This window comes from Geitlerinema sp. CS-897, from assembly GCF_028368005.1.
GTDB lineage: Bacteria > Cyanobacteriota > Cyanobacteriia > Cyanobacteriales > Geitlerinemataceae > Baaleninema > Baaleninema simplex.
Genome location: NZ_JAQNCQ010000317.1, coordinates 1 through 5,995, shown reverse-complemented (window position 1 = coordinate 5,995; position 5,995 = coordinate 1). Strand labels below are relative to the sequence as shown.

Here is a 5,995-nt window from a genome sequence, read left to right as displayed (position 1 = left end):
CCTCTCCCCCTCTCCCTTGCTCCCCCTCTCCCCTTCTCCCCCTCTCCCCTTCTCTCGCTCCAACATGGGATGATGGGAGAGGGATTGACTTTGACAGGAAGTATGGAACAGCAAAATTTTAAAGTGTTCGATCGCGATCTCGACGACAGCACCCTCGATCGCTACCTCGATGCGTCTGAGTTGGCGATCGATACTGAAACGATGGGATTGCTTCCCCAGCGAGATCGCTTGTGTCTCGTACAACTCTGCGATCCGAGTGGGTTTGTCAGCGCCGTTCGCATCCAACGGGGACAAACGGACGCCCCGAACCTCAAACGCCTGTTGGAAACCGACTCGAGCCTCAAAATCTTTCATTACGCGCGGTTCGATGTTGCAACGCTCGACTATCATCTGGGAATCGTCACGAAACCGCTATTCTGCACGAAAATCGCCAGCAAACTCGCTCGTACCTATACCTCGTCTCACGGCTTAAAAGCCCTGGTGGGCGAACTCGAAGGCGTCGAACTCGATAAAAAAGCCCAAAGTTCTGACTGGGGAAATGCCGCCAACCTCTCAGAAGAACAGTTGAGTTACGCGGCGAACGACGTGCGTTATCTGATCGGACTCAAAGCGAAACTCGCAACGATGCTGAAACGGGAAGATCGCTGGGAACTCGCCCAACGTTGTTTTGATTGTATTCCCGTCTTTACCGCGTTGGATTTGATGCAATATCAAAATATTTTCGAGCATTGATGGGGAACGGGGAAACGATCGACTGTCAACTGTCAACTGTCTTCGCGATTCACAGAAAAAAGGGGAAATAGGTAAGAAAAGATGAAACGGGTCGTTTCGGGAATGGCAGCGATCGCCCTTGCTTTGGGAACCTTGGCGGGAGTCGTGAGATCGAACGAAGCCCCTGACGTGCAAACTGCTGCGAACCAAGCGCTCGTTGAAGGCTTGCAACGCTACCGCGACGGAACTGCCCGAGCCTATCACGAGGCGATCGCGAAATGGCGCGAAGCGGTCGAACTGTTCGATCGCTCGAACAACGGGACGATGGCAGCGAACGTTTTGACAAATATCGCCACAGCACAACTGCAACTGGGCGATCTCGACGACGCTCTCGAGAGTTACCAAACGGCGTTACCCCTCCTCGAAGCCGCAGGCGATCCCCACGCCGTCGCGCAAACCCTGACTCAACTGGCGGAGGTGCGATCGCTGCGGGGCGAATATCAAACGGCTCTCGATACCTACCGTCGCGCCCTTCCCCTGTGGGAAGAGACGGGCTATCAAACGGGAACGGCCGAAACCTTCAACGATCTCGGCTACGTTTACCGCGAGTTAGGCGATCCCCAAAATGCGATCGCCCTCTATACCGACGCCCTCACCCTCGTCGAAACGCTGGGAAATTCCGCCAACATCGCCGCCACGCTCAACAATCTCGGGGGAGCGTATTTAGACGCCAACGAGTTCGATCGCGCCTTGGAATTTTACACCCGCGCTCTCGAGACTTGGAAAGCGATCGACGATCGCGCAGGAGCTGCCAGCACTTTCAACAATCTCGGCTATCTCTACAGCCGACAAAACGATATCGAAAAAGCTCTGCGTGCGTTCGCCCAAGCGGTCGATATTTGGGGCGAAATCCACAACAGTCGCGCTGAAGCTAGCACGCTCAACAACATCGGCGATGTCTATTTTCAAGTCGGCAATCTCGACACCGCCCTCGATTTCTACACTCGTGCGTTACCCTTGCGCGAAGATACCGGCGATCGCCCTGGAATCGCCCGCACCCATTACAGTATCGCCCGCGTTTACCGCCAACGGGGAAATCTCGATCGCGCCCGCACGGAAATCGAACTCGCCCTCGACATCGTTGAAGACTTGCGTACCCATGTCATTGAGGAAACCCTCCGCGCCACCTTTTTCGCCACACAGCAAGATTATTACGAGTTTTACATCGATCTGCTCATGCAGATGCACCGCCAATCCCCCGAAGCTGGATTCGACGCGATCGCCTTTCACGCGAAAGAACGCGCCAGCGCGCGATCGCTCTTGGATCTCCTCCACTCTTCCGGTGGCGACATCGAACAGGGTATCGATCCCGAATTGCGCGATCGCCTCGAAGAAGCTCAAGCTCAGCTTCACCTTCTCGAACGCCAGCGCATCGAAGTCTTCAGTCGCGAACATACCGACGCCGAAGCCGCCGAACTCGATGCGGCGTTTGAAGCGGCGATCGCCGAAATTCGCGACGTACAGGCAAGAATTCGCGCTGCGAATCCCCGGTATGCCGACCTCACGCAGCCGCAACCCGTCACGCTCGGCGACGTACAAAACAAACTCCTCGACACCAACACCACGTTACTGATTTACGCCCTCGGCAACGAGCGCAGTTACCTGTGGAGCGTTACCCCGAACGACTTTCACAGTTACGAGCTTCCCCCGCGCGCCGATATCGAAGCCGCCGCCAACTGGTTTCTCGAAACGATTTACGTTCCCCGCTACCGAAACCGCCCTCAAGTTGTCGCCGAGGCCGCCGCACAGCTGAGTCGAGCGATTTTACCGCCCGAGAGCGATCGCCTGGCTTCGACGCGATTGGCGATCGTCGGTGACGGCGTGTTGCAATACGTTCCGTTTGCCGCTCTGACTCGAGGCGACAACCGACTGCTCTTACAAGATTTCGAGATCGTCCACTTGCCCTCGGCGTCTACCCTCGCCGCTCTCCGCCGCAATCGAAAAATTCACCGTCCTCCCTCGAAAACCCTAGCCGTGTTCGCCGATCCGATCTTCTCTCCCGACGACGAACGCCTTCCCAACACGATCGCCGCTGTCGAGTTACCACCCGAGTTAGATCGATCGGCGCGTCAGTCAGAAGTTCGCTTCAACCGATTGTCTTTCACGGGAGAAGAAGCCGAGCGTATTTCTCGCTGGGTTCCCGAGTCGATGCGTTTACAAGCGTTGGGGTTCGAGGCCAACCGCCAAGTTATGATGACGACGCCTCTCGACGACTATCGCATCGTTCACTTCGCCACTCACGGTTTAGCCAATAGCGTGACGCCCGAACTTTCGGGCTTGGTATTGTCGCTGATCGACCGCAACGGCCGGCCGCAAAACGGCTTTTTACGGCTGTACGATATCTTCAATCTGGACTTGTACGCCGAACTGGTTGTGTTGAGTGCTTGCAATACGGGGCGAGGTCGAGAAATTCGCGGCGAGGGCATCGTGGGCTTGACAAGAGGCTTTATGTATGCAGGTAGCGATCGCGTCCTCGTAAGTTTTTGGGCGGTAGACGATGCGGGAACGGCGGAGTTAATGGAGCGGTTTTACCGTCAGATGTTGCAAAACCAGCGTTCTCCAGCGGCGGCGTTACGAGAGGCGCAATTAGACTTGATGCGATCGCCACGTTGGAACTCCCCCTATTACTGGTCGGCATTTGCCGTACAAGGCGACTGGAATTGAGTGAGTTGACAATCTTTTCCCCGTTCCCCGTTCCCCGTTCCCCGTTCCCCGTTCCCCATTCCCCGTTCCCCATTCCCTCATCATTCCCCATTCCCTCATCATTCCCCATTCCCCGTTCCCTCATCCCTTGTGCAATGGATCGTTTTTGGGTAAATTTGCTAGTCTAGCTTAAATAGCTTTGGGAACGGTAAAGAACAGTGGATATTGTAATTGGGCGGGGCAAAACGGCTCGCCGAGCTTACGGAATTGACGAAATCGCGTTAGTACCGGGTCAGCGCACCGTCGACCCCGACCTCGCCGATACCACCTGGACGATCGGTGGCATCGAGCGAGAAATCCCCATCATCGCCAGTGCGATGGACGGGGTGGTCGATGTCAGTATGGCGGCATTGCTCTCGGAAATGGGAGCGCTAGGCGTCCTGAACCTCGAAGGGATTCAAACGCGGTACGACGACCCCAATCCGATACTCGATCGCATTGCATCGGTAGACAAGCACGAATTCGTGCCGCTGATGCAAGAGTTGTACAGCAAGCCGATCCGACCGGAACTCATTGAAAAACGCATTCACGAAATTAAAAAACAAGGTGGAATCGCCGCAGTCAGCGCGACGCCAGCCGGTGCTGTGAAATTCGGCGAAGCGGTAGCCGGGGCCGAGGCCGACCTGTTCTTCGTACAAGCGACCGTCGTATCGACCTCGCACCTCTCCCCCGCCTCCGTCACACCGCTCGATTTGACAGGATTTTGCAAAGAAATGCCCATGCCCGTGGTTCTGGGAAACTGCGTCACTTACGAAGTCGCCCTCGAACTTATGAAAGCGGGTGCAGCAGCGGTCATGGTGGGGATCGGTCCGGGTGCGGCTTGTACCTCGCGCGGCGTTCTCGGTATCGGCATTCCTCAAGCTACTGCCGTCGCCGACTGTGCGGCCGCTCGAGACGACTATTTCCGCGAAACTGGAAACTATGTCTCTGTCATTGCCGACGGAGGGTTAGTCACGGGGGGCGATATTTGTAAATGTATCGCTTGCGGTGCAGACGGCGTGATGATCGGATCGCCGATCGCCCGTGCCAAAGAAGCTCCCGGTCGCGGTTTCCACTGGGGGATGGCGACCCCGAGTCCGGTTCTCCCTCGCGGCACGCGCATTCGCGTCGGTAGTACGGGAACCCTCGAGCAGATTTTGCGCGGTCCGGCGCAACTCGACGACGGAACCCACAATTTCCTGGGCGCGTTGAAAACGAGCATGGGAACCCTCGGCGCGAAGAACCTCAAGGAAATGCAGCAGGTAGAAGTGGCGATCGCTCCGTCCCTGTTGACTGAAGGGAAGGTGTATCAGAAAGCCCAGCAACTCGGTATGGGCAAGTAACAGCGAACCGTCACCCGTGACGGAGATGAGGAAGTGAGGAGGTGAGAGGATGAGGAGGTGAGGTGATTTCACATCGTCCGGTCATCCGGTCGTCTCCCCCTCTCACTTTTCCTCCCCTCTTCCCGGTCTTCCTTGTCACCCCAGAAGGGTCTTGTTAAAAAATTTCCAGGTTGTGGCGGATCTGGGAGAGTTATTTATTAAAATAATAAATAGCGGAGACGCATGTTTCCGTTCACTCCTCACACCACACTCCGCCCGGACAGAACGTTCGGGTGGTTTCTTTTGTAGAAAAACGCTACAAATATATACATTTTTAGCATTCAGAGCGCCGTTTCCCCAAGAGAGCGCTATGGTAAAATGTTAGATAGCACGATACTCGTGAAACTCGTTGCGACCGAGGCTCGAGAGCGCTATACAGCTTGAAAAGTCGTCAGGTCGGAAACGATATCGCCAAAGCTAGATCGAGTTCGACTGCTCGTTTTCACTCTGTCGAACCCCTCATGCTTCTTGAGTTTGCCCGAAATCGGGTCAGGTCGATCTGCACCGCTGTCAGTCAGCCGATCGCTCGTGCGACGTCAGAAGTAGCTTCTGGCACGCGCCGCGCACCGCATCTTGCAAGGCAGTGGCAGAGGGAATGTTAAACTCAAGACTGAACAAACGATCGATATAAGGATTTCGAGGTATGTCATCAGCCGTAGAAGTTTCAGATGCAAGCTTTAAAGAAGATGTCTTAGAAAGCGACCTGCCGGTTCTGGTAGATTTTTGGGCCCCTTGGTGCGGTCCTTGTCGCATGGTCGGCCCCGTGGTAGACGAAATCGCTCAGCAATACGAAGGGAAAGTCAAGGTCGTGAAACTCAACACCGACGACAATCCTGAAGTGGCGAGCAAGTATGGAATTCGCAGTATCCCGACGCTGATGATCTTCAAAAACGGTCAAAGAGTCGATATGGTGGTTGGAGCGGTTCCCAAAACCACGCTGGCTAACACGCTTGAGAAATATCTCTAACCGATCGTGCGATCGCGCTGCGATCGATACGATTCCCAAACGACGCTGGGGTTTGACAACTCCCCGCCCTGGAAGGGGCGGGGATTCTCACTTCATAGGGAGAGTCTAGCTGAAGTACGAACTCCAACCCCGATCTCTTTACCCTCCATGAGCATTGTTCCGGTCTGCCCGACCGTACTCAGTCCTCTTTCTT

4 protein-coding genes are annotated in these 5,995 nt (G+C 55.4%); all 4 read left to right on the top strand.

The annotated features are described in order from the left end of the window. Positions 1 to 102 precede the first annotated feature (102 nt). The 4 genes from POG22_RS20315 to trxA all read left to right on the top strand — a co-directional run bounded on the left by POG22_RS20315 (position 103) and on the right by trxA (position 5,802). Positions 103 to 732, top strand: a complete 630-nt coding sequence (locus POG22_RS20315) for a ribonuclease D (protein ID WP_063719624.1) — start codon at positions 103 to 105, stop codon at positions 730 to 732. A gap of 81 nt (positions 733 to 813) precedes the next feature. Next, positions 814 to 3,435 (top strand): CHAT domain-containing protein, encoded by a 2,622-nt coding sequence (locus POG22_RS20310; RefSeq protein ID WP_498906942.1) that lies wholly within the window; start codon positions 814 to 816, stop codon positions 3,433 to 3,435. Between the two features lie 197 nt (positions 3,436 to 3,632). Then, positions 3,633 to 4,796, top strand: a complete 1,164-nt coding sequence (locus tag POG22_RS20305) for a GuaB3 family IMP dehydrogenase-related protein (protein ID WP_498906941.1) — start codon at positions 3,633 to 3,635, stop codon at positions 4,794 to 4,796. Between the two features lie 682 nt (positions 4,797 to 5,478). Next, on the top strand, positions 5,479 to 5,802 hold the full coding sequence (gene trxA / locus POG22_RS20300) for a thioredoxin (RefSeq protein WP_017660073.1): 324 nt from the start codon (positions 5,479 to 5,481) through the stop codon (positions 5,800 to 5,802). The last annotated feature ends 193 nt before the right edge of the window (positions 5,803 to 5,995 follow it).